The sequence below is a fragment of the Streptomyces sp. NPDC020958 genome (assembly GCF_055562175.1).
This window is the reverse complement of the sequence record NZ_JBVHFU010000007.1, coordinates 101,209-127,306: the sequence shown is the minus strand read 5'-3', so window position 1 is coordinate 127,306 and position 26,098 is coordinate 101,209. Positions and strand designations below refer to the sequence as shown.

Sequence of the window (26,098 nt, the reverse complement as noted above, 5' to 3'; positions counted from 1 at the left end):
GGGCGTGTCCCGCCCGACGCTGAAGGGGAGCCGAGGAGGGCCACGTCATGGTCCGATACGTGTACGACTTCCACGAGGGCCGCCGTGACATGGCGGACCTGCTGGGTGGCAAGGGCGCGAACCTCGCCGAAATGACCCGGCTCGGCCTGCCGGTCCCGCCGGGGTTCACCGTCACCACGGACGCCTGTCGCGTTTTCCTCGCCTCCGGCGAAGAGCCGGAGGGCATGGCGGCCGAGGTCTCCCGGCACCTGTCCGCGCTGGAGGACTCCGCCGGCCGCCGGCTCGGACAGCCGGACGATCCGCTGCTGGTGTCCGTCCGGTCCGGCGCCCGTTTCTCCATGCCCGGCATGATGGAGACCGTCCTGGACATCGGCCTCAATGACGACTCCGTCCTCGGCCTTGCCAAGGTCTCCGGCAGCGACCGCTTCGCCTGGGACTCCTACCGCCGCCTCGTCCAGATGTTCGGCAGCACGGTCATGGGCGTCGACGCCGCCCGCTTCGACGAGGCCATGGGCCGCTTGAAGGCGGCCCGCGACGCCCCCGACGACCTGCACCTGGACGCGAACGATCTCGCCGGGCTGGTGGAGACGTACAAGCAGCTGATCCTCGACGACACCGGCCGGGCGTTCCCCTCGTCCCCCGCCGAGCAACTGCGCCTCGCCGTCCTCGCCGTGTTCCGGTCCTGGAACGGCGAGCGCGCCCGGCTCTACCGCCGTCGCGAGCACATCCCCGACGATCTCGGGACGGCGGTCACCGTGCAGCGCATGGTGTACGGCAACCTGGGCGCCGACTCGGGCAGCGGAGTCGCCTTCACCCGCGACCCGGCCACCGGCCGGCCCGGGCTGTACGGCGACTACCTGGCCGACGCCCAGGGCGAGGACGTCGTGGCCGGCATCCGCAACACGGTGCCGCTTTCCGAACTGGCGCGGCTGGACCCGGTCTCGTACCGGCGGCTGCGCGACAACGCGGGCGTCCTGGAACGGCACTACCGCGACCTGTGCGACATCGAGTTCACCATCGAGCGCGGCACCCTGTGGATGCTCCAGACCCGGGTCGGCAAGCGCACCGCCGAGGCCGCCTTCGCCATAGCCGCCGAGTTGGTGGAGGAAGGACAGATCACGCCGGAGGAGGCACTGAACCGGGTCAGCGGGGACGGCCTGGCCCGCCTGATGTTCCCGCGGTTCGACACCGGCGCCGTCGGCCGGACGCTCGCCCACGGTCTTCCGGCCTCCCCGGGCGCCGCGGTCGGCGCGGCGGTGTTCGACTCCGCCGAGGCGGTACGGCGCGCCGCCGCCGGCGAGAAGGTCGTCCTCGTCCGCCAGGAGACCACCCCCGACGACCTGCCCGGCATGGTCGCCGCCGAGGCCGTGCTGACGAGCCGGGGCGGCAAGACCAGCCACGCGGCCGTCGTCGCCCGGGGGATGGGCACGGTGTGCGTCTGCGGTGCGGAGGAGGTCACCGTGGACACCGCGGCCCGGCACTTCACCACCCGCGACGGAACCCTCGTCGAGGAGGGCACGGTCATCTCGGTGGACGGCTCCACGGGAGCCGTGTACGCCGGCGCGGTCCCGCTGGTCGCCTCCGCGGCGATGCGGTACCTGGAGACCGGCGAGCAGTCCGGCGGCCTGGTGGCCGCCGTGGCACGCGCCCTCGCACAGGCCGACGCGGTGCGGCGGTTGGAGGTGCGGGCCAATGCCGACACCCCCGAGGACGCCCGGCGGGCCCGACGGTTCGGCGCGCAGGGCATCGGGCTGTGCCGGACCGAGCACATGTTCCTCGGCGAGCGCCGCGAACTCATCGAGGAGATGATCCTGGCCGACGACGACACCGAACGCGCGCGGGCGCTGGCGGCCCTGCTGCCGCTCCAACGGCAGGACTTCATCGGCATCCTCGACGCGATGGACGGCCTGCCCGTGACGATCCGGCTGCTGGACCCGCCGCTGCACGAGTTCCTGCCCGACCGCACCCGGCTCGCGGTACGCGTCGCCGCCGCCGAGGCCCGGGGCGAGCGGCCGGATGCGCGCGAGGCCGCATTGCTCGCCGCGGTGCACCGCATGCACGAGGAGAACCCGATGCTCGGCCTGCGCGGCGTCCGTCTGGGTCTGGTCGTTCCCGGTCTCGTGGCCATGCAGGTGCGGGCGATCGCCGAAGCGGTCGTGGCGCGCACCAGGGCCGGGGGGTCGCCCATGGCGGAGATCATGGTGCCGCTCGTCGGCGCCGTCGAGGAACTGCGCATCGAGCGGGAGGAAGTGGAGCGGGTCCTCGCCGAGGTCTCCCGGGAGTCGGGCGTGCCCGTACGGTGCCCGGTGGGCACCATGATCGAGCTGCCCCGCGCCGCGCTCACCGCCGGCCGGATCGCCGAGGAGGCCGAGTTCTTCTCCTTCGGCACCAACGACCTCACCCAGACCACCTGGGGCTTCTCCCGCGACGACGTGGAGGCGGCCTTCTTCTCCGCCTACCTGGACAAGGGCGTCTTCGCCACGTCACCCTTCGAGACGATCGACCGGGACGGCGTGGGCCGCCTCGTCCGCATCGCCGTCGACGAGGGGCGCGCCGCACGTCCCGACCTGGCGATCGGCGTCTGCGGCGAACACGGCGGCGACCCCGCCTCCGTCCACTTCTTCCACGCCGTCGGACTCGACTACGTCTCCTGCTCGCCGTTCCGGGTCCCCGTGGCCCGGCTGGAGGCGGGCCGGGCCGCACTGGAGACGCAGACCTCCGGGGCGAGATCGGCGGGGGTGCGGTGAGCCGGGCCCCGTCAGCCGGCAGTTCCTGGATGCCGGCCCTGGCCTTCGCGCTCTCCTGGTGTGCGCGATGCCGACCGGAGACGGCCGCACATGTGCCCGGGCCGGGAGGCGGCACCTGCCGCGATGGTGCGGCCGCGTAGCGGGTTCACCGCCCGGCCGCCGGGGCGGGCACCCGGCAGAGCCGAGCGGGCGAACGACCCGTCTGCCGGGACTTTCGCCGTGGAACAGTGGAGGAGTGCGTGAACGGGTCCCGTGGGCGAAGGAGGACACGATGAGTCACCCCGTGCTGGCCGGTGTCGACGGGTCCGAGCCCAGCCTCGCCGCCGCCGAGTGGGCGGCACGGGAGGCAGGGCTGCGGGGTGTCGCCCTGCGCCTCGTGCACGCCACGCCGCCCCTCCCGGGCGACACGGTTCCCCGCCAGGCCGCGGAGACGCTGCGCCGCGTGGGCGAACGCATCGTCCAGGGGGCGATCGCCCACCTCGGTGCCCGCCACCCCGCTCTGCCCGTGCACGGCTCGCACAGCGGCGCAGCCCCGGCGGAGACTCTGCTGTCCGCGGCGCACCATGCCGGGCTGCTCGTGGTCGGGGCACGAGGCTCGGGCGGCTTCGACGGCCTCGCGGTCGGCTCGGTGGCCCTTCGGGTGGCGGCCGCGGCCGATCGACCTGTGGTCGTGGTGCCGGGACCTCGGCCCGGCGGCTTCGGCGACGGCGCACGCCCGGCGGGCGCCGTCCCTCAGGTGGTGGTGGGTTTCGACGCGTACCGCCCGGTCGACGAGGTGGTGGATTTCGCGTTCGTGGCGGCCCGGACGCGCGGGGCGACTCTCCGCGTGGTGCAGGCCTGGGCCTTTCCCGCGGAGTCGGTGTCGCCCCGGACGCTGTTCGTGACCGAGGAGGACCGTGCCACGTGGGAGGACCAGGAGGTCCTGCGGCTGTCCGATGCGCTGCGGACCTGGCAGGAGAAGTATCCGGAGGTGACGGTCCGCGCCGATGTCGTGCTCCTCCATCCTGGGCAGGCGCTCGTGAGCATGTCCCGGAGAGCCGGAGCCGACCTGCTGGTCGTGGGCCGGGGCGGCGGCGAGGGCCGGCTGGGGCCTGTCGCGCACGCCGTGCTGCACCACACCGACCGCCCGGTGGCGGTCGTACCGCACGCGGCCTGACGCCTCACCGGGACCGGTCGGGGGACCTCGTCGGAGTCAGCCGAAGAACACCCCGAACTCGTCGTACAGCGCCGGGTCGACCGTCCTGGTCTTCGCCTCGGCGCCCGGGAGGGGGACCCGTACGATCCGGGTGCCGCTCAGGGCGACCATGGTCCCGAAGGCGCCGTCCTTGACCGCGTCGACGGCGTGCAGTCCGAAGCGGGTGGCCAGCCACCGGTCGAAGGCGCTGGGCGTGCCGCCGCGCTGGACGTGCCCGAGCACCGTCGTGCGGGCGTCCGTGCCGGTGCGCTGAGAGATCTCCCGGGCCAGCCAGTCGCCGATACCGGACAGCCGCACATGGCCGTACTCGTCCAGCGACCGGTCCTTGAGGATCATCTGTCCCTCCTTGGGCACGGCTCCCTCGGCGGTGACGACGATCGGCGCGTAGTGGAACTCGAAGCGGTGCCTCACCCACGCGCACACCTGGTCGATGTCGAACGGCCGTTCCGGTATGAGGATCACATTGGCGCCACCCGCGACACCGGCGTGCAGGGCGATCCAGCCGGAGTGCCGTCCCATCACCTCCACCACCAGGGTGCGCATGTGCGACTCGGCGGTGGTGTGCAGCCGGTCGATGGCCTCGGTCGCGATGCCCACGGCGGTGTCGAAGCCGAAGGTGTAGTCGGTGCCGGGCACGTCGTTGTCGATCGTCTTGGGCACGCCGACGATCGGGATCCCCTGGCGGTCCAGCTCGGCGGCCACCCCGAGGGTGTCCTCACCGCCGATCGCGACGAGGGCGTCGATGCCGTGAGCGGCGAGCGTGTCCTGGATGCGGCGCACGCCGTCCTGGTGCTTGAACGGGTTGGTCCGGGACGAGCCGAGGATGGTCCCGCCGCGCGGCAGGATGCCCCGCACCTCGGGAATGCCCAGCGGCACCACGTTGCCCTGGAGCGCGCCGCGCCAGCCGTCCCGCAGACCGGCGAACTCGAATCCGTACGCCTGGACGCCCTTGCGGACGACGCTGCGGATCACGGCGTTGAGCCCGGGACAGTCACCGCCGCCGGTCAGTACTCCTACCTTCATGGTTCCCTCCCCACCTCCGTGCGCGGGTGAGGTTCTGCGTCGATCGTGAGATCCATTCTGAGCGACGGCGCCCACGTCGGCGACTCGCTCCGGGTCCGGCCGCCGGGAGACGTCCGGCCGGCGCCCTGCGGAGGGCCGGTCGGGCCCCGAACGGACCGTGTGGCCCCTGATGCGGCCGGCGCCGAGGCGGCACGCTGATGTCGGAATCCTCGCACCGGGAGGTGGGCACCATGTCCGGCACCGTCACCGTCGGCCTCGACGACTCGCCCGAAGGCAGGGCGGCAGCCGAGTGGGCGGCTCGCGAAGCGCTGCTGCGAGGCCTGCCGCTGAAGATCGTGCACGCCCAGGAGCCGACGCCCAGGTACCTGGCCCGATCCCCGTTGCTGGACCTCGACGGTTACCGGCACTGGGCTCAGCGGCTGACACAGGAGTCCGCGGAAGGCATCCGGCTGCGGCATCCGGGCATCGAGGTGATCACCGAGCAGCTCACGGGGACCGTGGCCGACGTCCTGTGCGAGGCGGCGGGCTTCGCCGAACTGCTGGTCCTGGGCTCCCGGGCGCTCGGCAGGGCGCGGGGTTTCATGGTCGGCTCGGTGAGTCTGGGCGTCGTGGCCCGTGCGGAGCGTCCGGTGGTGCTGGTGCGTGCGCACGAGCAGGCCGCCGACGAGCACATGATGGACCCGACGGGCGTGCCGTCCGCCGCGGCGCCCTTCCGGCCGGTCGTGCTCGGCCTCGACATCGAGCGTCCGGACGACACGCTGCTGGAATTCGCCTTCGACGCGGCCGCCCGCCGAAGAGCTGATCTACGGGCCGTCCACGCCTGGCCCGAACCGCCCACGTCCTTCCACCACTTCCCCGGCGACGTCGAACTCCAGGACACGCTCGCGCGCGGACAGGCCTCTCTTCTCAGCAAGGCACTGCGGCCCTGGCGGGAGAAGTTCCCGGACGTCGAGGTGATCGAGGCGAGTCGATGCGGCAGCGCCGCGCAGGTCCTCGTGAGCGACTCCCGTGACGCCTCCCTGGTCGTCGTCGGCCGGCGCATCCGCACCGGCTCGTTCGGCGCCCATATCGGCCATGTCGCGCACTGCGCCCTGCACCACATCGCCGCCCCTGTCGCGGTCGTCGCGCACGGCTGAGCCGACACGACCGGTTCCTGGTGACGCGGAAGCCGAGGGGGGCAGCGGACCGCGGAGCACGGCCGATGGGCCCGTCAGCACCGGGTACTCACCGTTCCGACGGCGAGGGGCCCGCTGCGGGCCGGCCGCGCACGCCGTCCGGGAGACCGGCCCCGTCGGTCCGCGGCCGGCGTGCCGCCGGATTCGCCGTCGACACGACATCCCGGGCGGTGTCAGCGACGAGCCCCCGCACCTGTGTTCAGCGTGCGGCCGAGCGCATGCGCCTCACGCAGCAGGAGCGCGCCCAGTTCGGGTCTGCGCTCGGCGCGGAACCGCGTCTCCACACCGGTCACGGTCAGCGCCCACCGGGGCTGTCCCGCGTGGTCGAACACCGCCGCCGCCATGCCCCAGCTGCCTTCCACGACGAGTCCGGGGTTCACGGCGTAGCCGTCGGTCCGGGTCTGCGCGATCCGCTCCCGCACCGCGTCCGCCGCGTGCGCGGGACCCCACCGGTCGACCAGGTCCCCGCCTGCCAGGTAGGCGTCGATCTCGGCGTCGTCGAGGAACGACAGCACCGCCAGCCCCGCGGACACGACCCCGAGCGGGAAGCGGGCGCCCTCGTAGAGCACGAACGAGCGGATCGGGAAATCTCCGTCCTCGCGCAGCAGGCACACCGTCTCGTCACCCCGCCGGGCCGAGAAGAACGCGCTCTCCCCCGTCAGAGCAGCCAGCCGGTGCACGCTCTCGCGCGCGTGGCGAGTGATGTCGTAGCGACTGCCGGCCACCCCGCCGAGCAGATACAGCTCGGGGCCGAGGAACCAACGACCACTGCGCCGGTCGCGGTCGACGAACCCCTCGTCCGCCAGCGAGACCAGGAGCCGATGCACCGTCGGCCTCGGCAGGCGCGTCGCCCTCGCCAGTTCAGCGGTGCCCGCACCGGCCTCGTTGACCGTCGACAGCGCGCGCAGAAGCACGCCCACCCTGGCGACGAGGTGGGCTCCCGGGGTGGTGTCCATAGCCTCATCGTACGTTCACTCAGTGAACGCCGTACGCGGTCCCCGCTCACCCGGCAACCGGTTCCCCCCGTCCGACGCCATACTTCTTGCTCACCGAGGGTGCGGCAGCGTTGACTCGGACGCTCAGACAGTGAACGCCCCAGGCGGGAGGTGGACGAGTTGAGCAAGCTGCGCGCGACGGCGGAAGAGGCCTTGGCGGGAGTACTGACCGACGGGATGACGATCGCGGTCGGCGGGTTCGGTCTCTGCGGCGTCCCGTACGACCTCATCGACGTCGTACGGAACAGCGGGGTCACCGGGCTGACGGTCGTGTCCAACAACATGGGGGTCGACGGCAAGGGCCTCGGCCTGCTGCTGGAGAACCGTCAGGTGACCAAAGTGATCGCGTCGTACGTCGGCGAGAACAAGCTGTTCGCCCAGCAGTTCCTGGACCAGGTTCTCGACGTGGAGTTCTCCCCGCAGGGCACGCTCGCCGAACGCATGCGCGCCGGCGGAGCCGGCATAGCGGCCTTCTACACGAGGACCGGTGTGGGCACGCCGATCGCCGAGGGCAAGCCGTACGCCGAGTTCGACGGCCACGTCCATGTCCAGGAGCGCGCGATCGTCGCCGACCTCGCACTCGTGCACGCCCACACCGCCGACCGGGCGGGCAACCTGACGTACCGCGCCGCCGCGCGCAACTTCAACCCCCTCGTGGCCACCTGCGGCCGGGTGACGGTCGCCGAGACCGAGCAACTCTCCGAGGAGTTCGTCGACCCCGAATCGGTCACCACCCCCGGCATCTACGTGAGCCGTCTGGTGGTCGCGCACCAACGGGCCAAGGAAATCGAACAGCGTACGGTCCGTTCCCGCGTGACCGTCGAAGCATAGGAGCGACGGATCGTGCCCCGGACACGCGACGAGATGGCCGCGATCGCGGCCGCCGAACTCAACGACGGCGACTACGTGAATCTCGGCATCGGCATCCCCACCCTCGTGGCCAACCACATACCCGACGGCGTCCAGGTGACCTTGCAGAGCGAGAACGGCATCCTCGGCCTCGGCCCGTTCCCCTGGGAGGGCGAAGAGGACGCCGACGTCATCAACGCGGGCAAGCAGACGGTCACCGTCAACCCCGGCGCGAGCTTCTTCGACTCCGCGACGTCCTTCGGCATGATCCGCGGCGGCCACATCGACATCGCGATCCTGGGTGCCCTGCAGGTGAGCGCCAAGGGCGACCTCGCGAACTGGACCATACCCGGCGCCCTGGTGAAGGGTATGGGCGGCGCCATGGACCTCGTCGTCGGCGCCCGCCGCATCGTGGTGCTCACCGACCACGTCGCCAAGGACGGAAGCCCGAAGATCGTCGACGACTGCACGCTGCCACTGACCGCCGCCGGCGTGGTCGACCGCATCGTCACCGACCTCGCCACCATCGATGTGAGCAGGGACGGCCTGCATCTGAGGGCACTTGCTCCCGGCGTCACCGAGGAGGAGGTCCGGGCGAAGACCGGTGCCACGCTGCGACCGACGCCACGATGAGTCGACGGGCCGGTGGGCCGGGGGCGATGCACCGTGAACAGAGTGCCGCCGACGTCGGTGCCCGTCGCCCGGTACGCCCGCGGCTTTCAGCGCCCGTCGTACTCCGCGCAGAGGGGCGTGATGATCTCTTCGACGAGCCAGTGTGCGACATGTGCGGGGTAGGGGCTTCGCAGGCTGAGCACGATGTGCGTCAGGCCGGCGCCTATGAGATCCCGGATGGCCTTGCGGTCACCGGCTGGGTCGTCGTAGGAGACGATGTACTGCACGGAGCGGGTGATCGTCCGTGGGTCCCGACCGGCAGCCACGTAGTGGGCGTCCAGGACGCGGCTGCGTTGGATGATGTAGTCGAGGGTGTTGTGCGGCGGGCCGGGGATGTTCCAGATGTCCGCGTGTTCGGCGACCAGGCGAAGGGTCCTGGTTCCCCAGCCACCGATCAGCAGGGGCGGCCCTGGTCGCTGGACGGGCCTGGGTTCGTTGCGATTGGCCTTGAGTGTGTAGGAGCGGCCGTGGAAGTCGAGGACATCCTCCGTCCACATGCGCTTGAGGATGGTGATGGTCTCGGCCAGGCGGGCGATGCCTTCGGCCCGGGGGACCAGGGTCAGGCCGTAGGCGTCGTACTCCGCGACGGCGGGGTTCCCGCCGGTGATGCCACCGGCGTCGGGTGGCTGGTGGGTGCCGCCCACACCGAGGCCCATGACCAGGCGGCCACCGGAGATCACGTCCGGCGTCGTCGCGATCTTGCCCAGGACAGCGGGCTGGCGGATGCGACAGCGGCCAGGCGGGGGCCGGGGCGCCGCCGGGCTCGGCTGCTCGGGGCGCCAGCACCGGGCACGACATCGACCGGCGACGTCACACGCGGATTATTGATCCGATGTTTCCATCTCCCGGCATTGACGTCTCGTCGCCGTGCTTCTACTTTTCCCGCATGTTTCCAAGAAGTCGACAGGTGCGCTTCGTGCGGCCCACCCGTGCGTTCCGCTTATTCATCGGACCTTACAGGGTCGGTGCGGCCCTCCTGTGCACGCTGCTGGCCGCCGGGGCGCTCACCCTGCCCGCCCGCGCGGCGAGCGCGGTCACCTACTACGTCTCGCCCAACGGCAGCGACAACAACCCGGGGACCAGCGCCGATGCTCCCTTCCGGACGCTGACCAAGGCCCAGACGGTGGTCCGGGCGATCGACAAGTCGACGTCCGGACCGATCACCGTGACTTTGGCCGGTGGCGTCTACAGGCTGGCCAAGACACTCACCTTCACCGCTGCGGACTCCGGAGGCGGTACGGCCGGCACCGTCTGGTGGAAGGCGGCGTCCGGACAGTCCCCGGTCGTCAGCGGCGGTGTCCAGATCACCGGCTGGGCCCGGACCGGCGCGGGCAGCGGCATCTGGTCCGCCCCGGCCCCCACCGGCCTGGACACCCGGCAGCTGTACGTGGACGGCGTGCGCGCCCAGCGTGCGACCGGCGCGCTGCCGGTGTCGGTGAAACAGACGGCGACCGGATACACCACGGCGTCCGGTGACCCGATGGCGGGCTGGCGCGATCCCTCGGCGTTGGAGTTCGTCTACCGGGGCGGACTCGGGTTGTGGACCGAGCCGCGCTGCCCGGTCGCCTCGGTCACCGGTACCGCCATCACCATGGCCCAGCCCTGCTGGAACAACTCCACGCAGCGCGTCATGCGTACCGACGACTCGGGCCGCACCTACAACCTGGTCGGCCGCAAGTCGATCACCGAGGCGCCGACGGCGGTGGAGAACGCCTACGAACTCCTCGACAAGCCAGGTGAGTTCTACCTGGACAAGAACGCGCACCGGTTCTACTACATCCCCCGTCCCGGACAGGACCTGACCACCGCGGACGTCGAGGCACCCTCGCTCGACACTCTGGTGGCGACCTCCGGCAGCGCCTCCGACGAGCCCGACCACATCGGCTTCCAGGGCATCCAGTTCAGCTACGCGAACTACACGACCTCCAGCACCGGCACCGGCTTCTCCGAGATCCAGGCGACGTACCAGGTCACCGGTGCCACCGGCTACGCCATCCAGGGGCTGTGCCAGTTCGTGTCAGGGGGCACCTGCCCCTACGGCAACTGGACGAAGATGCCCGGCGCGCTGCGGTTCACCTACGACAAGAGCATTCACTTCGACCACGACTACTTCGTCCACCTCGGCGCGGCCGGACTGGACCTCGGTGACGGCTCGCAGAACGACACGGTCACCGCCTGCGTGTTCACCGACATCTCCGGCAACGGTCTCGACCTGGGAGGCGTGGACATCCCGCAGCCGACCGGCTCGGCACAGCACACCAGCGGGATCACCGTGAAAGACAGCCACTTCTACGACACCGCCGCCGAGTACCACGGCGGGGTGGCCATCGACGCCGGATACATCGAGACGTCGACCATCACCCACAACCAGATCGACCACGTGCCCTACACGGCGATCTCCATCGGCTGGGGCGGCTGGCCCGACAAGGTGAGCCTGCCCGCGCAGCCGAACTACTCGAACAACAACACGATCTCGAACAACCTCATCTACGATCACATGTCCCTGCTCGGCGACGGCGGTGCCGTCTACACCAACGGCATCACGGGCACCTCGATGGCGAGTGGCGAGAAGGTCACCGGCAACGTGGTCCACGACCAGCTCAACACCTCCGGCGGCCATGTCCTGTACACCGACAACGGTGCCACCTACGTGTCGGTCCTCGGCAACGCGGTGTGGAACATCGACGTCTCGCCGTGGGGCAGCAAACACGTGAACTACACCGCCGGAGACGGTACGTACGACCCCACGGACATCGAGGGCAACTACTGGCCGAACGGCCCGTCCGACTACGACAACAAGAAAGTCCTGATACAGGACAATCACGCCATCACGGGAGCTGCCCAGGTTCCGTCGACCATCATCGCGGCGGCCGGCGTCGAGTCGCAGTACCAGGCGATCCTCTCCTGGCAGCCGGCCTGACACGGGAGATGCGCACCCGGCGTCGGACGGCGGAGCGGTCTTGACCGGTGTGCTTGACCGGTGTGGCGGGCGGCCCCGTCAGGACGAGGCCGCCCGCCGTCCCTCGCGCGCGTCGGCAGCCCGGTTGTTGCGGTCGATCTCCGGCATGTGCGTCTCGGCCCAGAGCCGCAGGACGGAGAGCGGCTCTTCGAGGGACAGGCCCAGTTCGGTGAGACGGTAGTGCACGGCAGGGGGCACGGTGGGTTCCACGCGGCGCGCCACCAGGCCGTCGCGTACTGAGCCACCTGCCAAACCCACGCGTTGACGCTGAGCAGTCGTCAGCGCACCGGACGGTAGGTCGCGATGATCACTCCGCTGCTGGTCGGCTGGGCGCTCACCAGTTCCAACCTCTTGAGGGCGGCATCGTCGGCGAACAGCTTCTTGCGGCCCTCGCCGGCCACTACCGGGTGGATCAGCAGTACCAGTTCGTCCAGCAGGTCCTGCTCCAGCAGCGAACGTACCAGCGTCGGGCTGCCCGCGACGGTGATGTCCTTGCCCTCTCCCGCCTTGAGCTCCTCGATCGCGGCCGCCGGATCGCCGTTGACGAGCGTGCTGTTCGCCCAGTCCTCGACGCTGTCCAGGGTGGAGGAGACGACGTACTTGGGCGAATCGTTGATCCACTTGGCGAATCCGGCGTCCTCGCCGCTGGTCACCGTCGGCCAGTATCCGGCCCACTCGGTGAAGGTCACCCGGCCCAGCAGAATGGTGTCGGCCGTCTCCAGCACCTTCCCCAGGGCCGCGCCCATCTCCTCGTCGAAAGCGAACTGCCACTCGTTCGGCGACTGGACGACGCCGTCGAGCGAGACGAACAGACCCGAAACGACCTTGCGCATGATTCCTCCGTGATGAGATCCCGTGGGCTACGTCAGGAAAACTACGCGGGCGTCGTGTCCGAGGTCTTGTACAGAAGCGACAGGGGCTCCGTCCTGTCCGGAGAGTTCAGTTGAGTGGCGGTACGGCCGATGTACCGCGCCAAGGACCGCGCCAGATGCGGCTGGTCGAAGTAGCCCAGCCGGTGCACGACATCCTGGGCCGACGTACCGTCCTGGATCAGCAGCGCCGCCTCACGGGCGCGGTGGATCTGCCGGACGGCGCCCCGCGTGAGGCCCGTGGCCGCGACGAAGCGGCGCTGAAGGGTGCGTTCCGAGACATCGGGGGCAGCACCGTCGAGCACGGCGGAGACGATCGGGTCGCAGTCCACGACGCCCTCACGCACCATGCGCCGCACGAACGCCTCCGCGTTGTCGTAATCGGGCGGATGCCAAGCTGAGCCCTTCAGCCAGACGGAGCGCCGCGTCACGTCGGGTATCTTCGCGCTACCGCCCACGAGCCGGCTGATCGGGACGTGGGGCATCGAGGTGCCGAGGGCGAAGCTGATGCCGAAGAACGTGGCGTTCTCGGGTACGGGGGCCAGGCATGCCTCGGGTTCTGGACCCAGTACGGCCGCATGGACCTGGCCGTGGTGCTCCCAGAAGACGAGCTCCCAGTGCGATGTCGCGATCGACGTCATCCGACCCACTTCGTCGCTGCGACTGCGCCATACCCGCTCGATGTACGGCAGCTCCGACGCCCTGCTCTCGATCTCCAGACCCAACCGGACGCCCCCCGTTCACCGCTGCCTGAGCCGCCAGTGTGCCACGCCGTCCGGACGGCCAGAGTCTCACCCGAATCCGCGCTCCCGTGAGCGAACGTCGCGTGTCGAGCGGCCGTCGGTCGGTGTTGCCGTCGGGTGCCACTCACGGCGCAGAAGACCGAAGACCCAGGAGTCGGAGACGTCGCCGTTGACCACGCAGTTCTCGCGGAGGGTGCCCTCGTGGACGAAGCCGAGCTTCTCCAGGACCCGGGCGGAGGAAGGGTTGCGGGTGTCCGCCTCGGCCTCGACGCGGTTCAGGTCCAGGGTGTCGAAGGCCCACCGCAGGACGGCGTGCGCGGTCTCCGTGGCGTAGCCGTGGCCCCATGCGGTGGCATCGAAGACATAGCACAGGGAAGCGCTGCGGAAGTCCGGGTTCCAGCTGTTCAGGCCGCACCAACCGAGGAACGCGCCGTCGGAGACGCGGTCGACGGCCACCCGCGCTCCGGTGCCTTCGGCTTCGATCCTCCGGCAGGTCGCGATGAAGCGCTGGGCGCGCGCCGGTTCGGTCCACGGCGGGGAGTCCCAGTAACGCAGCACGTGGGCGTTACTGTGCAGGGCGTAGAGCGGCGCGGCGTCGGCGTCGGTGAACGGTCGCAATCGCAGGCGCGGAGTGTGCAGTTCGGGGGTGGGCAATGCCATGCGGGGCATCCTGCCGCGTCACACCTGCTCCCCACCATCCGTTTATCCGCACTTGTCGGCGCCACAGCACAATCGTATACATCGGACCACTGGTCGACTTCTCGATACCTGAAGGGTCAACTCCCCTTGTGTCCTGGTGCATTTCGTTGACAGACATCGGATCTCCTCTCCATACTCTCCGCTTACGGCCTCGTAGCAGACATCGGTAGCCGCCGCTCGTGCAGTGTTGATGGCCAAGGAGAGCTGATGTGAGACGTCACCTAGCGGTCATACCCGTGCTCGCGATGATCGGGGCCCTCACCGCCGCCCCCGCGTTGGCCGCGGACGTCGGGCCGTCCGGCCACCACGGGTTCAAGGTGCCGCAAGCGGTACTCGACCATCTCCGCCAGGACGACTGGACCCAGCTCCAGAAGATCCTGTCCGGCATCTCCGGTTCGGTGACGTCCCCACTGAGGATCGGCGACGTGGACAAGGGCAGCTACACGACCGGCCAGCTCATGGGCAACGGCGACATCGGCGCCGTCGCCGCGGGCGTGTCCGACACCTCGCAGCAGTTCTACTTCGGCAAGAACGACTTCTGGGGCACGCTGCACGCGCAGGGCAGCTCGGTCAAGGACAACGCGGGCATCCTGTCCGGCGGCGGACTGGACGTCTGGCCGACCGGCGCGGCGGGTACCGACGCGGCGAGCGCGTTCTCGATGCGGCAGGACATCCTCGACGCCCAGGTCACCACGGACATGCAGCTCAAGGACGACGAAGGTGCCGACGCGCCGCTCCAGTTGGACTCCTGGACCGCCGACACCGCGAACGTCTTCGTCACCGAGATCCGCAACAACGGCACCGGGCCGGTGACGCTGAGGATCAAGCAGTGGGTCCCGGCGATGGCGTACGCGAACTCCAGCGCGACCGACCTCACCGATGCGCAGAAGACCTACCCGTACACCGGGGGAGTGGACACCTCGCAGGCCGGCCCGGTCCTGTGGACGACGCGGGACAGCACCACCACCAACACGAGCGGCTATCGCAGCCGGATGGCGACCGCGACGACCGTCGTCGGCTCCGAACTCGCGAACCCGCGCGAGCAGATCGAAGCGAACGATTACTACGACAGCAACAAGGGCAAGTACTACAACTCGCTCGGCGAGTCCGGGAACGTCACCGTCGCGCCGGGCGCGACCACGTCCCTGGTCACCTACCTGAGCAGCAGCAGCGGCGACTACAACACGATCAAAAGCGTTGCGGACGTGCAGAAGGACGCCGTGGACGGGGTACACGCGTATGCGTCGCAGGGCGCCGTCGACCGGCTCAAGGCCGAGCACCGGGCATGGTGGAAGGACTACTGGCTGCGCAGCTACGTCCAGTTCGCCGATCCTGAGGTCGCTCAGTACTACTACGGATCGCTGTACGTGCTCGGCAGCTCCAACCGCCCGACGAGCGCGAACGGGAAGGTGAATCCGCAGAACCTGCCGGGCTCCATGTACGGCGAGTGGGTCCCCGCCGACAACGTGGGCTGGGGTGGCCGGTACTTCCTCAACTACAACCAGCAGGCGCAGTACTACGCGGCGGGCTCTAGCAACCGCATCGACACCGAAGTGCCGTACAACCGGGTCATCGCCTACGACCTGCCGTGGCAGCGGAACAACGCCGCCGCGCAGGGGCACGACGGCGCCGTGCACGTACGGACGCTGTCCCCCTTCCACCTGCTGGCAAGCGATCAGCCGGCACTGAACCCGAAGGCACCCGTGCCGGTCTACGGCTTCAGCTCGGGGTCCACGGACCAGAAGTCGAACGGCTTCTTCGCCGCGATCAACATGCTCTCCTCCTACGAGTACACACTGGATGATCAGTACCTGCGCAGGGTGCTCTATCCGTATCTCAAGCAGCTGCTCGACTTCTACAGCTCCTACGTGCTGAAGCAGGACGACGGGAACGGGCAGTACCATTACTCGGTGATCGGCTCCTCGATCCACGAGGGCGACGCCGCCGACATCAACCCTGATCTCGACATCGGCGCCATCAAGTACCTGTCGACGTTCCTCTCCGCGCATGCCCCGGAGATGGGCGAAGCCCAGGCCACCGTCGCTCGGTGGAAGGACCTGGCCGACCACACGGCGTTCCCGGAGGCCGAGCTGCCCAAGGGCGTCTTCTCCGCGAACAACAACGACGACTTCGTCCCGACGCTGACGGCCACCGACTACCAGTCGCCGAACCAGGCGCACGTCGACATGATCGAGCCGGGCGATCAGCCGGTCGAGCTCGAGGGCGTGGTCTTCCCCTTCGAGAACGTGCAGCAGCTGGACGGCGACCCGGAACTGCTCGGCAAGGTCCGCAACACGCTCACGTACATGAACTCCTGGGCGGCCACCGGGTTCGCCGGCTGGAACAGCCAGAACAACGGCTTCCCCAAGGTGTTCCCGATCGCGGCGCACGCGGGCTGGCCGGCGGCCGACCTGCTGACGAAGTTCAAGACGGCGCTCAGGGCCAAGGTGCGAACCAGCAACCTGACCTACTACGGCAGCGGTGGCGCGGTCGAGACGGTCGGCGCGATGGAGGGCGTCAACGCGATGCTGCTGCAGAGCAGCACCACGCCCCGGATGCCGACGACCCTGTCGGTGTTCCCGAACTGGGACCGGACCCGGTCGGTGAGCTACGAGCGGCTGGGCGCGAAGGGCGACGTCGAGGTGTCGAGCGCGTTCGACGCGGACAAGGGCTCGGTCGCCTACGTGGACCTGACCAGCAAACGGGACGGAAGGATCGCGCTGGTCGACCCGTGGGCCGACGGCCGCCCCGTCATCCAGCTGGTCAACGCCGACAACACGCTGGGCGAGCGCGTCGACTACGACGTGCGGGGCGGCAAGCTCGTGTTCGACGCCGAACAGGGCAAGCGGTACATGGTCATGGTCGACACCACCGACCATGACCACACCATCACCGGCATCTCGCTGTCCACGTACTCGACCACGCTGGTCCACGACGGCGCGCACCGCCACGCCCCCGCGGGCACCGGCACCGTCACCGCCGCGCTCGAGGGCGGCAAGCCGGGCGACACGGTGGTGTGGACGTCCTCGAACAGCCACGTCGTGAAGGTGACCGGGTCCGGCAGGACGGCGACACTCCAGGCGGTCGGCACCGGCGGCGGCACGGTCGCGAACGTGACGATCACCGCGCGCGGTGTCGAGCACGGCGGCCTGTCCGACGACGGGGTACGTCAGACGATGCACGTCAAGGTCGCCGACGTGTCCACGGTCCCGACCGGACTGCGGCTGCTCAGCCCGCCGCAAGCGACGATCTACGGGCCGGCGTCCACCAGTGCCGACACGGGCAAGGTGACCGGCACGAACCGGCTGCAGCTCACTGCTGCGGTGTCGCCGGCCAACGCCTACGACCGGCGGATCGCCTGGCGGTCGAGCGACCAGAACGTGGCGATGGTCGACAAGAACGGGCTGGTGACCGCACGCGGGGCGGGCACGGTGACCATCACCGGCACCAGTACGGCCGACCCGGGCCTGCCACCGGTCACGACCACCGTGACGGTGACCTCATCAGGAGCGGACTCCAGCGGGTACGGCCCGTTGGCGTCGGTGCTCGCCGCGGCGAAGAAGGTCTCGGCGTATTCGGGCGACACCACCGGAAGCGGCGGCTTCACGCGGGTCTCGACCAGCCGGGACTGGGAAGGACTGCAGGAACGCTTGCAGATGGCGTACATCAACGCCTTGGGCGTGAAAGCGCGTTACTCCGGCTACTCGGCGGTGAACGTCAGCGAGGACACCGCCTACTTCGCGGCCGTCGCGCTGAACGAAGCGATCAAGGCGATCGACCCGGCCCTCGCCGTCACCCTGCCGGACAGGACCGACCCGGCCGCGGCGATCGCCGGCGAGCCGAAGTGACCGCACGACTTCGCCACCCAGAAGGCATGGGACGACCCGCGGGGCACGTGCCCAAGGCCGATCTGCACACCGGGCATCGAGCGAGAACCACAGAGAACGTCCCGCCCGCGTAGACGCCCGCTCGAAGGGCGACGCGCGAGCCCCTGTCCTCTTCTCGCCGAAGTGGGCCGGAAGGGGGCATGGTGTTGAATGTGGCTCCATGAGCGAGAGCGGGCGTGCGGCGAGCCGGACCGCCGTGCTGGTCTGTCAGGGGCGGGCGGTCGCGGACGGGAGGGCCGCTGCCGGCCGGTTCGCGGATCCGGTGGCGGTACGGCTGCTGCGCGACGCGGAGCGCGGACCCGTGGACGAGGTGCGCGCGGACACTCCGCCGCAGGGCTGGCAGGCGCGCACCGTGTACGAGACCGTGCGGGCGTGCGCCGAAGTGGTCGTGCCGCGGACGGTGGCGATCGATGAGGCGGTGCGCGCCCGCGTGACGGGCCAACTGGTGATTCTCGGCGCCGGTCTGGACACCCGCGCGTGGCGCATGCCCGAACTCGCACGAACAGACGTGTGGGAGGTCGACCATCCGGCCTCCCAGCAGGACAAGCGCGCCCGCCTCACCGAGGCCGCGCCGACACCGCACGGAGCGGACGAGGGGAGTGCCCTCGCCGCCGGGCTTCCGCCCGTTGCCCGTTCGGTGCGGTTCACGCCGGTCGATTTCGCTGTCGACGATCTTTGTGCGGCGCTGGAGACCGCCGGCCACGACTCGTCGGCGCCGACGACATGGCTGTGGGAGGGCGTCGTCCCGTACCTCACGCGCGACGAGGTGCGCGCCACGGTGGCCGCACTCGCCGCCCGGACGGTGCCGGGCAGCGCACTCGTCGTCAACTACCAGGCCCCGTCTGCGAAGGCGGCCGCAGGGCGGCTGCTGGCACGCGTGCTGGGCAGTTCCGTCACCGCGGGCGAGCCGTGGCGTTCGCTGTGGACGCCCCAGCAGCTGGCAGCACTTCTCACCGAGTACGGCCTGTCGGTGGTGTCGGACGACGACCTCCTCACCCTCGCACAGTCCCTCAGCGGCCCGGTGCACGGCAGGGCATCCTTGCGATCGGGTCGCGTGGCCGTCGCGGAAAGTCGTCGCTCGACCAGGCGATTCGGTTCGGATCAAGACGGGGGCGAGTGAGGGGGCGGTCCGCATGCGGGACGGCTCCACGGGAGTCCCGCACGGACGCAGCGGCACCCGTGCGGAGCTCTCCAGGCGACGGTCACCGGAAATCCAGGTGCTCCGCAACCTGACGGCGGGTTAGGGTCACGGCCATGTTCTTCCTTCAGTTCTACGGCTGACACGGCCGGGCAGCGCCCCGTCCCCCGCCCTTCGCCGTGCGCATGCCTACGTCCGGGGTCCTCGGAGAGGCCGGCGCACCGGCTTGCCGTGTCCCTACCGCCGTAGAACCGAATCGAGTGATCGCCCATGTCCCGTCGCCGTGCCCACATCGCGATGGTCGGTATCCCTGCCGTCAGCCACGTCCTGCCCAGCCTCGAGATCATCCGCGAGCTGGTGGCCCGCGGCCACCGTGTGACCTACGCCAACGACCCGGTCGTGGCCGACCTCGTCACCGCCACCGGCGCCGAACTGGTCGCCTGCACGTCCGTGCTGCCGGTCGCCGACAACAACTGGCCTGAGGACCCCATCGCCGTGATGGACCTCTTCCTCGCCAACGCCGTCCAGGCACTGCCCCAGTTGCACGCCGCCTACCACCACGACCCGGCGGACCTGTACCTGTACGACATCGGCGCCTACGCCGCGCGCGCCCTGGCGGAGACGCAGGACCGACACCTCCTGCAGCTGTCCCCGACGTTCGTGGCCTGGGAGGGCTACGACCGGGACGTCGCGGCCCACCTGTGGCAACTGCCGGGTGCCGACGCCTACCGGGCGAGGTTCGCACGCTGGCTCGCCGACTCCGGGGCGTCCACCACCGACGTGGACGCCTTCTCCGGCCGGCCCTCGCGGACCCTGGCCCTGATCACCCGGGCCATGCAGCCGCACACCGGCCGGGTCGACACCGACACGGTGACCTTCGTCGGACCGTGCTTCGACCCTGCGGCGGGCACCGCCGACTGGACCCGTCCGGCGGACGCACAGAACGTGCTGCTGATCTCGCTGGGCTCGGCATTCACCCGTCAACCGGAGTTCTACCGCCACTGCCTGACGGCCTACGGCGACCTCCCCGGCTGGCACGTCGTACTCCAGATCGGCAAGCACACCGACCCGGAAGAACTCGGTGACGTCCCGCCCAACGTCGAGGTGCACACCTGGGTCCCGCAGCGGGCGATCCTGGAGCAGGCGGACGCCTTCGTCACCCACGCGGGCATGGGCGGCTGCGGTGAGGGGCTGCTGGCAGGCGTGCCGATGATCGCCGTGCCGCAGGCGGCCGACCAGTTCATGAACGCCGACCGGCTCGTGGAACTGGGTGTGGCCCGCCGCATCGACACCGCGGAAGCCACCCCCGAGACCCTGCGGGCGGCCCTGAACGAGCTCGTCACCGACGCGGAGGTGGCCCGCAGCTCAGCACTGTTGCGCGCGCAGGCGCGCGCCGAGGGCGGCACCCTGTACGCCGCCGACCTCATCGAGGACATGCTGACCTGATCCCTGCCCACCGCAGCCGGGTGTGGTGGGGCAGAACTTCCCCGTTCCAGTGTCCAGGAGGGGAGAGGCGTCAGCGCCTGCGGCCGGGGAGCATGGCCAGGGCCTGGGAGCGCTGTGCGACCAGGTCGTCGTAGGTGCCGTCGCGTTCGGCCCAGCGGTGCATGAGGACGCCCTTCACGAGGATCTCGTGGGGGGTGGGGTCCTGCGAGAGCAGGTCCATGACCTCGGTGGCGAAGTCGTCGAGCGGCAACGCGTGCGGGTTCACTTTCTCCTGCCCTGCCGTGGCGACGGCCGGGGGGACGAGCTCCACGACGCCCACACCGGTGCCGTCGAGTTGCGCGCGCAGCGCCTCGGAGTAGGCGTGCACCGCGGCCTTCGAGGCGGCGTAGCTGGGCATGGGCGGGAAGGGCAGAAAGGCGATGCCGGAGGTGACGGTGACGAAGGTGCCGGCACCCCGCCGGACCAGGTGCTCGGTGAAGGCGTCGATGACCCGGATGGTGCCGAGCAGGTTGGTGTCGATCGTCGTCTGCGCCGCCGCGAAGTGCGCGGGGTCGCGCAGGTCCTCCAAGAGCATGACGCCCGACATCGTCACCACGGTGTCCAGCTCGGGGTACCGGGCGAGCGCGGCGTCACGGGCAGCGGCGACGGAGGCGCTGTCGGTGACATCGATACTGATCGTGCCGAAGCCTTCTTCGGCGAGTTCCGAGAGTGCCTGTGGGCTGCGGCCGCCGACGGCCACGGTGCTGCCCGCCGCGGCGAACCGCCGGGCCAGCTCCCGCCCGATGCCCGAGGTTCCGCCGACGACGAGAACGGTGCGGTTGGAGAGATCCACGAGGTCTTCCCTTCGGTCCAGGATGCCGCCGGCGTGCTGCAGGCTCGCGGCGCACGCGGCGACACTCTCTGTCTCTTTCACCACGCAGTCTTGACGGCACCGGCCAGGTGGGGGAGAGCCCCCGTCTTCCCTGGTCCTGCCAGGGCCCCCTCTGGGACACGCGCACCGCGTTACCGTGTCGGTATGAAGGACGAGGACTCCGGTAACCGGCTCGGCAGCTACCTTCGTGCCCGGCGTGAGCTGGTCTCCCCGGCACAGGCAGGAATCCCGCCCGGCGGCAACCGCCGCGTGCCCGGCCTGCGACGTGAGGAAGTCGCCCTGCTCGCCGGAATCAGCCCCGACTACTACCTGCGCCTGGAACGGGGCCGTGACAAGAACCCCTCACCACAGGTCCTCGAATCGCTCGCGCGCGTCCTGCGGCTCGACGACATCGAACAGACCTATCTGCTCGGCCTCGCGGCAGCGCGCTCCAGGGCGCCACGCCGGAAGCGGCCCGAGCACGTGCCGGCCCGGGTGCACGAACTGCTGGCCCACCTTCAGATCCCTGCCTTCGTCGAAGGCCGAGCGTTCGACGTGCTGGCCTCCAACCCCATGGCCGTCGCGCTCTCCCCCCGCCTGCGGCCCGGCCAGAACCGGTTGCGTTCTCTCCTCCTTGACCCTGAGGAACGGGCCTTCCACCAGGACTGGGCGAAAGCCACCGCCGACTTCGTCGCCGCCCTGCGCACCACCATCGGCGACGACACCGAAAACCCCCGGTTCGTCGAGCTCGTCGGAGAACTCGCACTGTCCAGTCAGCGGTTCCGGACCCTGTGGGCCCGTCACGACGTCCGCAGTCTCGACGGAGGTACGGCCACCGTCCACCATCCGGTCGTCGGTGAGCTACGCCTCCACCGCGACAAACTCCCCATCGACGACGTCATCCTGGTCGTGTACTACCCCGACAAGGACAGTGACAGCGACGAGAAACTGAAGCTCCTCGCCGCAGTCGTAGTCTGAAGTCCCGTCAGGATCAGTTTGCATGGGGGTGCATGGGCCTTGCGGGCGCGCGTTGTGTCGAACACTCCTGTGCATGCCTACGACTGTTATCGACGGGGCCGTACCCATGCGTGTGGGTCGTCGTGCGCGGTGGCGGTCTCCCGTTGACCAACCGGCGTAGGCGCGCCTTGCGCTGCCGGTCATCACGGTGCTCGCCGCCGTGTTCCACACGTGGGGGATCGGTCACAGCCAATACCGCGCGTTCCACGCTGCCCGGGGTATGACGGAGAGAGGGCTTTCTCCTTCGGCTCTTTTGATCCGGGTAATTCCATCACGCTCGGCACATTGCCGGGATGACGCCGGTGCGGCAGGTGCCCGGCCGGCCTCCGCAGGCCATAGGGAGACGGACGGCACCGCGATCCATGGGGCCCCACCGAGGCCAGGGCCTCCTCGTCTCCGCCCCGCCATGGCGTCGACGTGCCTCCGGCGTCAACCCCCCTCCGCATACCTCACACATGGGACTACAGCCAACAGCCCAACGCTGTCGGCAAGTTCCACGAACATCTCCCCGGCAAGCCGACAAGCCGAAGTCAGGGTCGCTGTGACGTGGTCACCGAGTGGCCTCGGCCACAGCCCGGTCGGGGACCAGGGCGAGGAGCTGTTTCGTGTGGCCGGGCAGTTCTACCTCCGCCAGTCCGGTGACGACGTCGCGCAGCGACATGGGCTGATCGACCAGGAGGGTGTCGTTGGACAGGAGCCGTACCGGCACCAGGGTGCCGAGTTCGGCATCGGTGAGCGCCGTACCTCCGGCGAGTGCGCACAGTGCGGCTGCCTGGCCACTGATGCGGTCCCGGAGCCCGGGGCTGCCGCCGGCGTGCGCGATGGTTTGCTCGATGGTCCAGGCGTCGAGGGCGATCCGGTTGTCGTACGTCGTGTTGGCTCCCGCTGCGATACCTGCGACGGCGGCGATGGTGGCGGCGCTGACGAGAGAGACGTGTGCGAGGACCTGGTCGACGTTCCACTCGCCGTCCGGCGGGGCGGGGCCGGGGTCGTCGGCGTCGGCCACGTCGGCGGCAGCGTCGAGCAGGGCGCGGTAGGCGTCCTGGAGCGGGGCAGTGACCAGCATGTGTCGCACCTCTCTGTGCGGGCGTATGCGGAATGAACGAGGGGCGGGGAGGCGCGGCTCAGGTGTGAGCGCCGGACATCTCCCAGGGCGCCTGCGGCAGGACCTCGCCGGTCTCCAGCATCGACTTGAGATTCGCCAGCACGGCCGGCCAGCCGGCCGAGATGCCACCCAGCATCTCCTGGTTGGGGAGGCGCTCATGGGTCACGGTGAGGCGAACGATGTCCTGATGCGGTTCGATGAGGAAGGTGACGACCGACGGCTCTCTCGGTGATTCGCCGTCGGGGACGTCATCGAAGGTGATGACCAGCCGGGTCGGCGGCTCGGCAGCCAGGACATGCCCCACCACGTCGATCTTGCCCGAGCCGTCGGCTCGCCGGTGTTCCCACCCGGAGCCCGGCTGCCAGTCGGAGACGTTGGAGTGTCCCCAGTAGCGCGCCGTCAGGTCGGCGTCGGTCAGGGCCTGCCACACCTGCTCCGCACTGGCCCGGATGTAGGTGACGTATACGTAATCCGGCACCGCTGTTGGTGCGTTGGTCATGGCGTACTCCTCTGCCTGGTGCTTGATGGCGCTGATCGCTTGCAGGCGGGGCTTGTCGAAGCCGGAGATCCAGCGCTCCTCGATCTCGTGGATCGGGGCCGGGTTGAGGTAGTGCAGTCGCTCCCGGCCGCGCCGTACCACGGTGACGAGGTTGGCTCGCACGAGGATGTCCAGGTGCTGCGTCGCCGACTGGCGCGCCATGTCGAGGTGCTCGCACAGTTCGCGCAGCGTCTGCCCGTTGTGCTCGCGCAGCCGGTCGAGCAGGAGCCGCCGGGTGGGATCGGCCAGCGCCTTGAACACCAAGTCCATCGTCGTTGCTTCGAGGCTCACGTTCAACATTATGCAGGCATTCACCTGCCTATCGTCAAGGGCGGGGCCAGAGAGGCGAGCCCGAGCGCAGCGCTGTGCGCCGACGTCCGGGCCGCCCCAGGCCCGTCCTCCTGGGGCGTGCCTGCGTCGCCGCCTACGCACCGGATCTGAACCCCGTCGAGGGAGATGGGCGCACGCGAAGCGCGGCCCGGCCAACCCCCACTTAGGCTCGAGCCCGGCTCACGGCATATGCACCAGGGACATCAGCTCGGCCTCGGTGGTCCGGGCTGGTGGACGCAGCTGAACGAGACGGCCCGCCGTGGCTGATGGGTGATCACGCGTCGGTGCATCAGACGGGTGCTGCGCGGTCGGAGTCGGCGGCGTGGAGGACTTCGCGAAGGAGCAGATCGAGGTCGCTCTCGCTGGTGCGGTAGTTGCAGAGGCAGGCGCGCAGGACCGTGCGGTCGTGGACGGTGACGGTGGCGAGGTAGGCGCGTCCGGCGGTCTGGACGCGGTGGGCGACGCGGGTGTGGAGGGTGTCGGCGTCGGGTGCGACGGTGCCGGTGAGACCGAAGCAGGCGACTGGCCAGGGGCCGCCGGCCACGAGTTCCAGGCGGGAACTGGCGGTGATCTTCTCGCGCAGGTGGTCGGCGAGGGTCAGGTAGTGCTGGAGCAGGGCGGTGACGCCGTCGCGTCCGAGGTGCTGCATGGTGGCCCACAGGGCAAGGGCGCGGGTGCCGGGGCGGGTGAGTTCGATGGTGGCGTGGGAGAGCCAGGGACGTGTGTCGGGTTCGCCGGGGGTGAGGTAGGAGGCGCGGTGGGCGAAGGCGGTGTGCAGGTGCTCCGGGTCGGTGACCAGGAGAGCGCCGCAGCCGACCGGCACGCTGAGGGTTTTGTGCGGATCCACGGTCATCGAGTCCAGACCGGCGACGCCCTGGTAGAGGTGTGCCAGAGCGGGCACCATGGCGCCCAGTCCGCCCCAGGCTCCGTCGGCGTGGTGCCACATCCCGATGCGCCGGCACAAGGCGGTGACCGGTTCGAGGGGGTCGACGGCGCCGGTGGCGGTGGTGCCCAGCGTGGTGACAGTGCAGAACGGCAGGAGCCCGGCGGCCTGGTCCCCGGTCACGGCTGCGTACAGTGCGGCGGGGTCCAAGCGGTGCTGTGCGTCGCTGGGGATGGGGCGCAGGCGGTGGGCGGGGATGCCGATGCAGGCTGCGGCCTTGGCGACGGACATGTGGGCTTGGGTGTTGTAGTAGAGGGTCAGCCGGGCGTGGTCGCGGTCGTAGGCGTGGCCGTCACCGGAGCCGCGTCGGGTGAGGAACCAAGTGCGGGCGGTGGCCAGGGCGAGCAGGTTGGCCATGGAGCCTCCGCTGGTCAGGACCCCTCCGGCAGTGGCGGGGAGTCCGGCCAGGTCGGCGAGGATGCGCACGGTGCCGCGTTCCAGGTCCATGAGGGCGTTATCGCCTATTCCGCAGGTCGCGTTGACGGCGGATGCGAGGAGTTCGGCGATCAGGCCGGCAGGGGCGGGCGGGGAGTTGATCCAGGCGAAGAAGGCGGGGTGCCCGTTCCCGGTGGGGAAGGGTGCGATCTCCTCGCGCACGAAGTCCAGGATCTGGCCCAGCTCACCGCCGGTACGGTCGAGCGAAGCATCACGCAGGCGGGCGCGCCGGCGCGCGGGCATCGGACGGCTCACCGGGGCTTCCGGAAGGTGGCTCAGGTACCGGCATACCCACTCCGCGGCCGCGACGAGTTCGTCCCGCAGCACCTTCGGATGCGCTGCCGGAGGCCCCTCGCCCAACGACGGCGGACGCTCGTTGAAAGGGGCCGGGACGTGCTTCGGTGCAAAGCGGTTCATGGCGGCGCGTGGAGCCTTTCATCGGCGTGAGGCCCAGGTCAGCGCACCGGGGCCACGATCGTAACG

Annotated in this window: 20 protein-coding genes and 1 pseudogene; 10 read left to right on the top strand and 11 right to left on the bottom strand. The window is 70.1% G+C overall.

Annotated elements, in window-relative coordinates; translation table 11 throughout:
• Positions 1–47: 47 nt before the first annotated feature.
• Together ppdK and ACZ3KP_RS22045 are read left to right on the top strand one after the other, a co-directional pair.
• The gene (ppdK, locus tag ACZ3KP_RS22050) at positions 48–2,747 is read left to right on the top strand and encodes a pyruvate, phosphate dikinase (RefSeq protein ID WP_467501366.1); all 2,700 of its coding nucleotides are present in this window, start codon (positions 48–50) and stop codon (positions 2,745–2,747) included.
• 271 nt (positions 2,748–3,018) lie between these two features.
• Positions 3,019–3,903, top strand: a complete 885-nt coding sequence (locus ACZ3KP_RS22045) for a universal stress protein (RefSeq protein WP_467501365.1) — start codon at positions 3,019–3,021, stop codon at positions 3,901–3,903.
• Between the two features lie 36 nt (positions 3,904–3,939).
• On the opposite strand, the gene ACZ3KP_RS22040 is transcribed toward ACZ3KP_RS22045, so the two are convergent.
• A complete protein-coding gene (locus ACZ3KP_RS22040) occupies positions 3,940–4,965 on the bottom strand; it encodes a 6-phosphofructokinase (protein WP_467501364.1) in 1,026 nt (341 codons plus the stop codon).
• Positions 4,966–5,195: 230 nt separating this feature from the next.
• Here ACZ3KP_RS22040 and ACZ3KP_RS22035 point away from each other — a divergent pair, with 230 nt between their 5' ends.
• On the top strand, positions 5,196–6,101 hold the full coding sequence (locus ACZ3KP_RS22035) for a universal stress protein (protein ID WP_467501363.1): 906 nt from the start codon (positions 5,196–5,198) through the stop codon (positions 6,099–6,101).
• A gap of 212 nt (positions 6,102–6,313) precedes the next feature.
• Here ACZ3KP_RS22035 and ACZ3KP_RS22030 read toward each other — a convergent pair whose 3' ends face one another.
• The gene (locus ACZ3KP_RS22030; RefSeq protein WP_467501362.1) at positions 6,314–7,096 is read right to left on the bottom strand and encodes an IclR family transcriptional regulator; all 783 of its coding nucleotides are present in this window, start codon (positions 7,094–7,096) and stop codon (positions 6,314–6,316) included.
• Positions 7,097–7,255: 159 nt separating this feature from the next.
• Here ACZ3KP_RS22030 and ACZ3KP_RS22025 point away from each other — a divergent pair, with 159 nt between their 5' ends.
• Both ACZ3KP_RS22025 and ACZ3KP_RS22020 read left to right on the top strand, forming a co-directional pair.
• Positions 7,256–7,966, top strand: a complete 711-nt coding sequence (locus ACZ3KP_RS22025; RefSeq protein ID WP_467501361.1) for a CoA transferase subunit A — start codon at positions 7,256–7,258, stop codon at positions 7,964–7,966.
• A 33-nt stretch (positions 7,967–7,999) separates the two neighbouring features.
• Positions 8,000–8,617 (top strand): 3-oxoacid CoA-transferase subunit B, encoded by a 618-nt coding sequence (locus ACZ3KP_RS22020; RefSeq protein WP_467501529.1) that lies wholly within the window; start codon positions 8,000–8,002, stop codon positions 8,615–8,617.
• Between the two features lie 86 nt (positions 8,618–8,703).
• Here ACZ3KP_RS22020 and ACZ3KP_RS22015 read toward each other — a convergent pair whose 3' ends face one another.
• On the bottom strand, positions 8,704–9,381 hold the full coding sequence (locus tag ACZ3KP_RS22015) for an LLM class flavin-dependent oxidoreductase (protein ID WP_467501528.1): 678 nt from the start codon (positions 9,379–9,381) through the stop codon (positions 8,704–8,706).
• Between the two features lie 191 nt (positions 9,382–9,572).
• Here ACZ3KP_RS22015 and ACZ3KP_RS22010 point away from each other — a divergent pair, with 191 nt between their 5' ends.
• A complete protein-coding gene (locus ACZ3KP_RS22010; protein WP_467501360.1) occupies positions 9,573–11,576 on the top strand; it encodes a right-handed parallel beta-helix repeat-containing protein in 2,004 nt (667 codons plus the stop codon).
• Positions 11,577–11,654: 78 nt separating this feature from the next.
• On the opposite strand, the pseudogene ACZ3KP_RS22005 reads toward ACZ3KP_RS22010, so the two are convergent.
• The 4 genes and pseudogenes from ACZ3KP_RS22005 to ACZ3KP_RS21990 form a co-directional block, all read right to left on the bottom strand.
• Positions 11,655–11,852 (bottom strand): annotated as a pseudogene (locus ACZ3KP_RS22005) (winged helix-turn-helix transcriptional regulator); the annotation flags it as partial.
• Positions 11,853–11,893: 41 nt separating this feature from the next.
• Positions 11,894–12,448, bottom strand: coding sequence for a dihydrofolate reductase family protein (locus ACZ3KP_RS22000; protein WP_358982874.1), 555 nt, complete (start codon positions 12,446–12,448; stop codon positions 11,894–11,896).
• Between the two features lie 41 nt (positions 12,449–12,489).
• Entirely contained in the window at positions 12,490–13,209 is a 720-nt protein-coding gene (locus ACZ3KP_RS21995) for a helix-turn-helix domain-containing protein (RefSeq protein WP_467501359.1), read from the bottom strand.
• Positions 13,210–13,275: 66 nt separating this feature from the next.
• Positions 13,276–13,887 (bottom strand): GNAT family N-acetyltransferase, encoded by a 612-nt coding sequence (locus tag ACZ3KP_RS21990; RefSeq protein ID WP_358982870.1) that lies wholly within the window; start codon positions 13,885–13,887, stop codon positions 13,276–13,278.
• A 248-nt stretch (positions 13,888–14,135) separates the two neighbouring features.
• On the opposite strand from ACZ3KP_RS21990, the gene ACZ3KP_RS21985 reads away from it, so the two are divergent.
• The 3 genes from ACZ3KP_RS21985 to ACZ3KP_RS21975 all read left to right on the top strand — a co-directional run bounded on the left by ACZ3KP_RS21985 (position 14,136) and on the right by ACZ3KP_RS21975 (position 20,397).
• On the top strand, positions 14,136–17,774 hold the full coding sequence (locus ACZ3KP_RS21985; protein WP_467501358.1) for a glycosyl hydrolase family 95 catalytic domain-containing protein: 3,639 nt from the start codon (positions 14,136–14,138) through the stop codon (positions 17,772–17,774).
• 199 nt (positions 17,775–17,973) lie between these two features.
• Positions 17,974–18,933, top strand: a complete 960-nt coding sequence (locus ACZ3KP_RS21980; RefSeq protein ID WP_467501357.1) for a class I SAM-dependent methyltransferase — start codon at positions 17,974–17,976, stop codon at positions 18,931–18,933.
• 288 nt (positions 18,934–19,221) lie between these two features.
• Entirely contained in the window at positions 19,222–20,397 is a 1,176-nt protein-coding gene (locus ACZ3KP_RS21975) for a macrolide family glycosyltransferase (protein WP_467501356.1), read from the top strand.
• Between the two features lie 70 nt (positions 20,398–20,467).
• On the opposite strand, the gene ACZ3KP_RS21970 is transcribed toward ACZ3KP_RS21975, so the two are convergent.
• Entirely contained in the window at positions 20,468–21,229 is a 762-nt protein-coding gene (locus ACZ3KP_RS21970) for an SDR family oxidoreductase (RefSeq protein ID WP_467501355.1), read from the bottom strand.
• 183 nt (positions 21,230–21,412) lie between these two features.
• On the opposite strand from ACZ3KP_RS21970, the gene ACZ3KP_RS21965 reads away from it, so the two are divergent.
• On the top strand, positions 21,413–22,225 hold the full coding sequence (locus tag ACZ3KP_RS21965; RefSeq protein ID WP_467501354.1) for a helix-turn-helix domain-containing protein: 813 nt from the start codon (positions 21,413–21,415) through the stop codon (positions 22,223–22,225).
• Positions 22,226–22,814: 589 nt separating this feature from the next.
• On the opposite strand, the gene ACZ3KP_RS21960 is transcribed toward ACZ3KP_RS21965, so the two are convergent.
• The 3 genes from ACZ3KP_RS21960 to ACZ3KP_RS21950 form a co-directional block, all read right to left on the bottom strand.
• The gene (locus ACZ3KP_RS21960) at positions 22,815–23,330 is read right to left on the bottom strand and encodes a hypothetical protein (RefSeq protein WP_467501353.1); all 516 of its coding nucleotides are present in this window, start codon (positions 23,328–23,330) and stop codon (positions 22,815–22,817) included.
• 58 nt (positions 23,331–23,388) lie between these two features.
• Positions 23,389–24,177, bottom strand: coding sequence for an ArsR/SmtB family transcription factor (locus tag ACZ3KP_RS21955; protein ID WP_467501527.1), 789 nt, complete (start codon positions 24,175–24,177; stop codon positions 23,389–23,391).
• 349 nt (positions 24,178–24,526) lie between these two features.
• Positions 24,527–25,870, bottom strand: a complete 1,344-nt coding sequence (locus ACZ3KP_RS21950) for a pyridoxal phosphate-dependent decarboxylase family protein (RefSeq protein WP_467501352.1) — start codon at positions 25,868–25,870, stop codon at positions 24,527–24,529.
• Between the last annotated feature and the right edge of the window lie 228 nt (positions 25,871–26,098).

What these genes read in the sequence shown, in the direction of transcription:
- ACZ3KP_RS21965 (WP_467501354.1), top strand. Translation starts at nt 21,413, where the DNA reads ATGAAGGACGAGGACTCCGGTAACCGGCTCGGCAGCTACCTTCGTGCC.
- ACZ3KP_RS22030 (WP_467501362.1), bottom strand. Translation starts at nt 7,096, where the DNA reads ATGGACACCACCCCGGGAGCCCACCTCGTCGCCAGGGTGGGCGTGCTT.
- ACZ3KP_RS21990 (WP_358982870.1), bottom strand. Translation starts at nt 13,887, where the DNA reads ATGGCATTGCCCACCCCCGAACTGCACACTCCGCGCCTGCGATTGCGA.
- ACZ3KP_RS22035 (WP_467501363.1), top strand. Translation starts at nt 5,196, where the DNA reads ATGTCCGGCACCGTCACCGTCGGCCTCGACGACTCGCCCGAAGGCAGG.
- ACZ3KP_RS22000 (WP_358982874.1), bottom strand. Translation starts at nt 12,448, where the DNA reads ATGCGCAAGGTCGTTTCGGGTCTGTTCGTCTCGCTCGACGGCGTCGTC.
- ACZ3KP_RS22020 (WP_467501529.1), top strand. Translation starts at nt 8,000, where the DNA reads ATGGCCGCGATCGCGGCCGCCGAACTCAACGACGGCGACTACGTGAAT.
- ACZ3KP_RS21975 (WP_467501356.1), top strand. Translation starts at nt 19,222, where the DNA reads ATGTCCCGTCGCCGTGCCCACATCGCGATGGTCGGTATCCCTGCCGTC.
- ACZ3KP_RS21955 (WP_467501527.1), bottom strand. Translation starts at nt 24,177, where the DNA reads ATGGACTTGGTGTTCAAGGCGCTGGCCGATCCCACCCGGCGGCTCCTG.
- ACZ3KP_RS21960 (WP_467501353.1), bottom strand. Translation starts at nt 23,330, where the DNA reads ATGCTGGTCACTGCCCCGCTCCAGGACGCCTACCGCGCCCTGCTCGAC.
- ACZ3KP_RS22045 (WP_467501365.1), top strand. Translation starts at nt 3,019, where the DNA reads ATGAGTCACCCCGTGCTGGCCGGTGTCGACGGGTCCGAGCCCAGCCTC.
- ACZ3KP_RS22040 (WP_467501364.1), bottom strand. Translation starts at nt 4,965, where the DNA reads ATGAAGGTAGGAGTACTGACCGGCGGCGGTGACTGTCCCGGGCTCAAC.
- ACZ3KP_RS21980 (WP_467501357.1), top strand. Translation starts at nt 17,974, where the DNA reads ATGAGCGAGAGCGGGCGTGCGGCGAGCCGGACCGCCGTGCTGGTCTGT.
- ppdK (WP_467501366.1), top strand. Translation starts at nt 48, where the DNA reads ATGGTCCGATACGTGTACGACTTCCACGAGGGCCGCCGTGACATGGCG.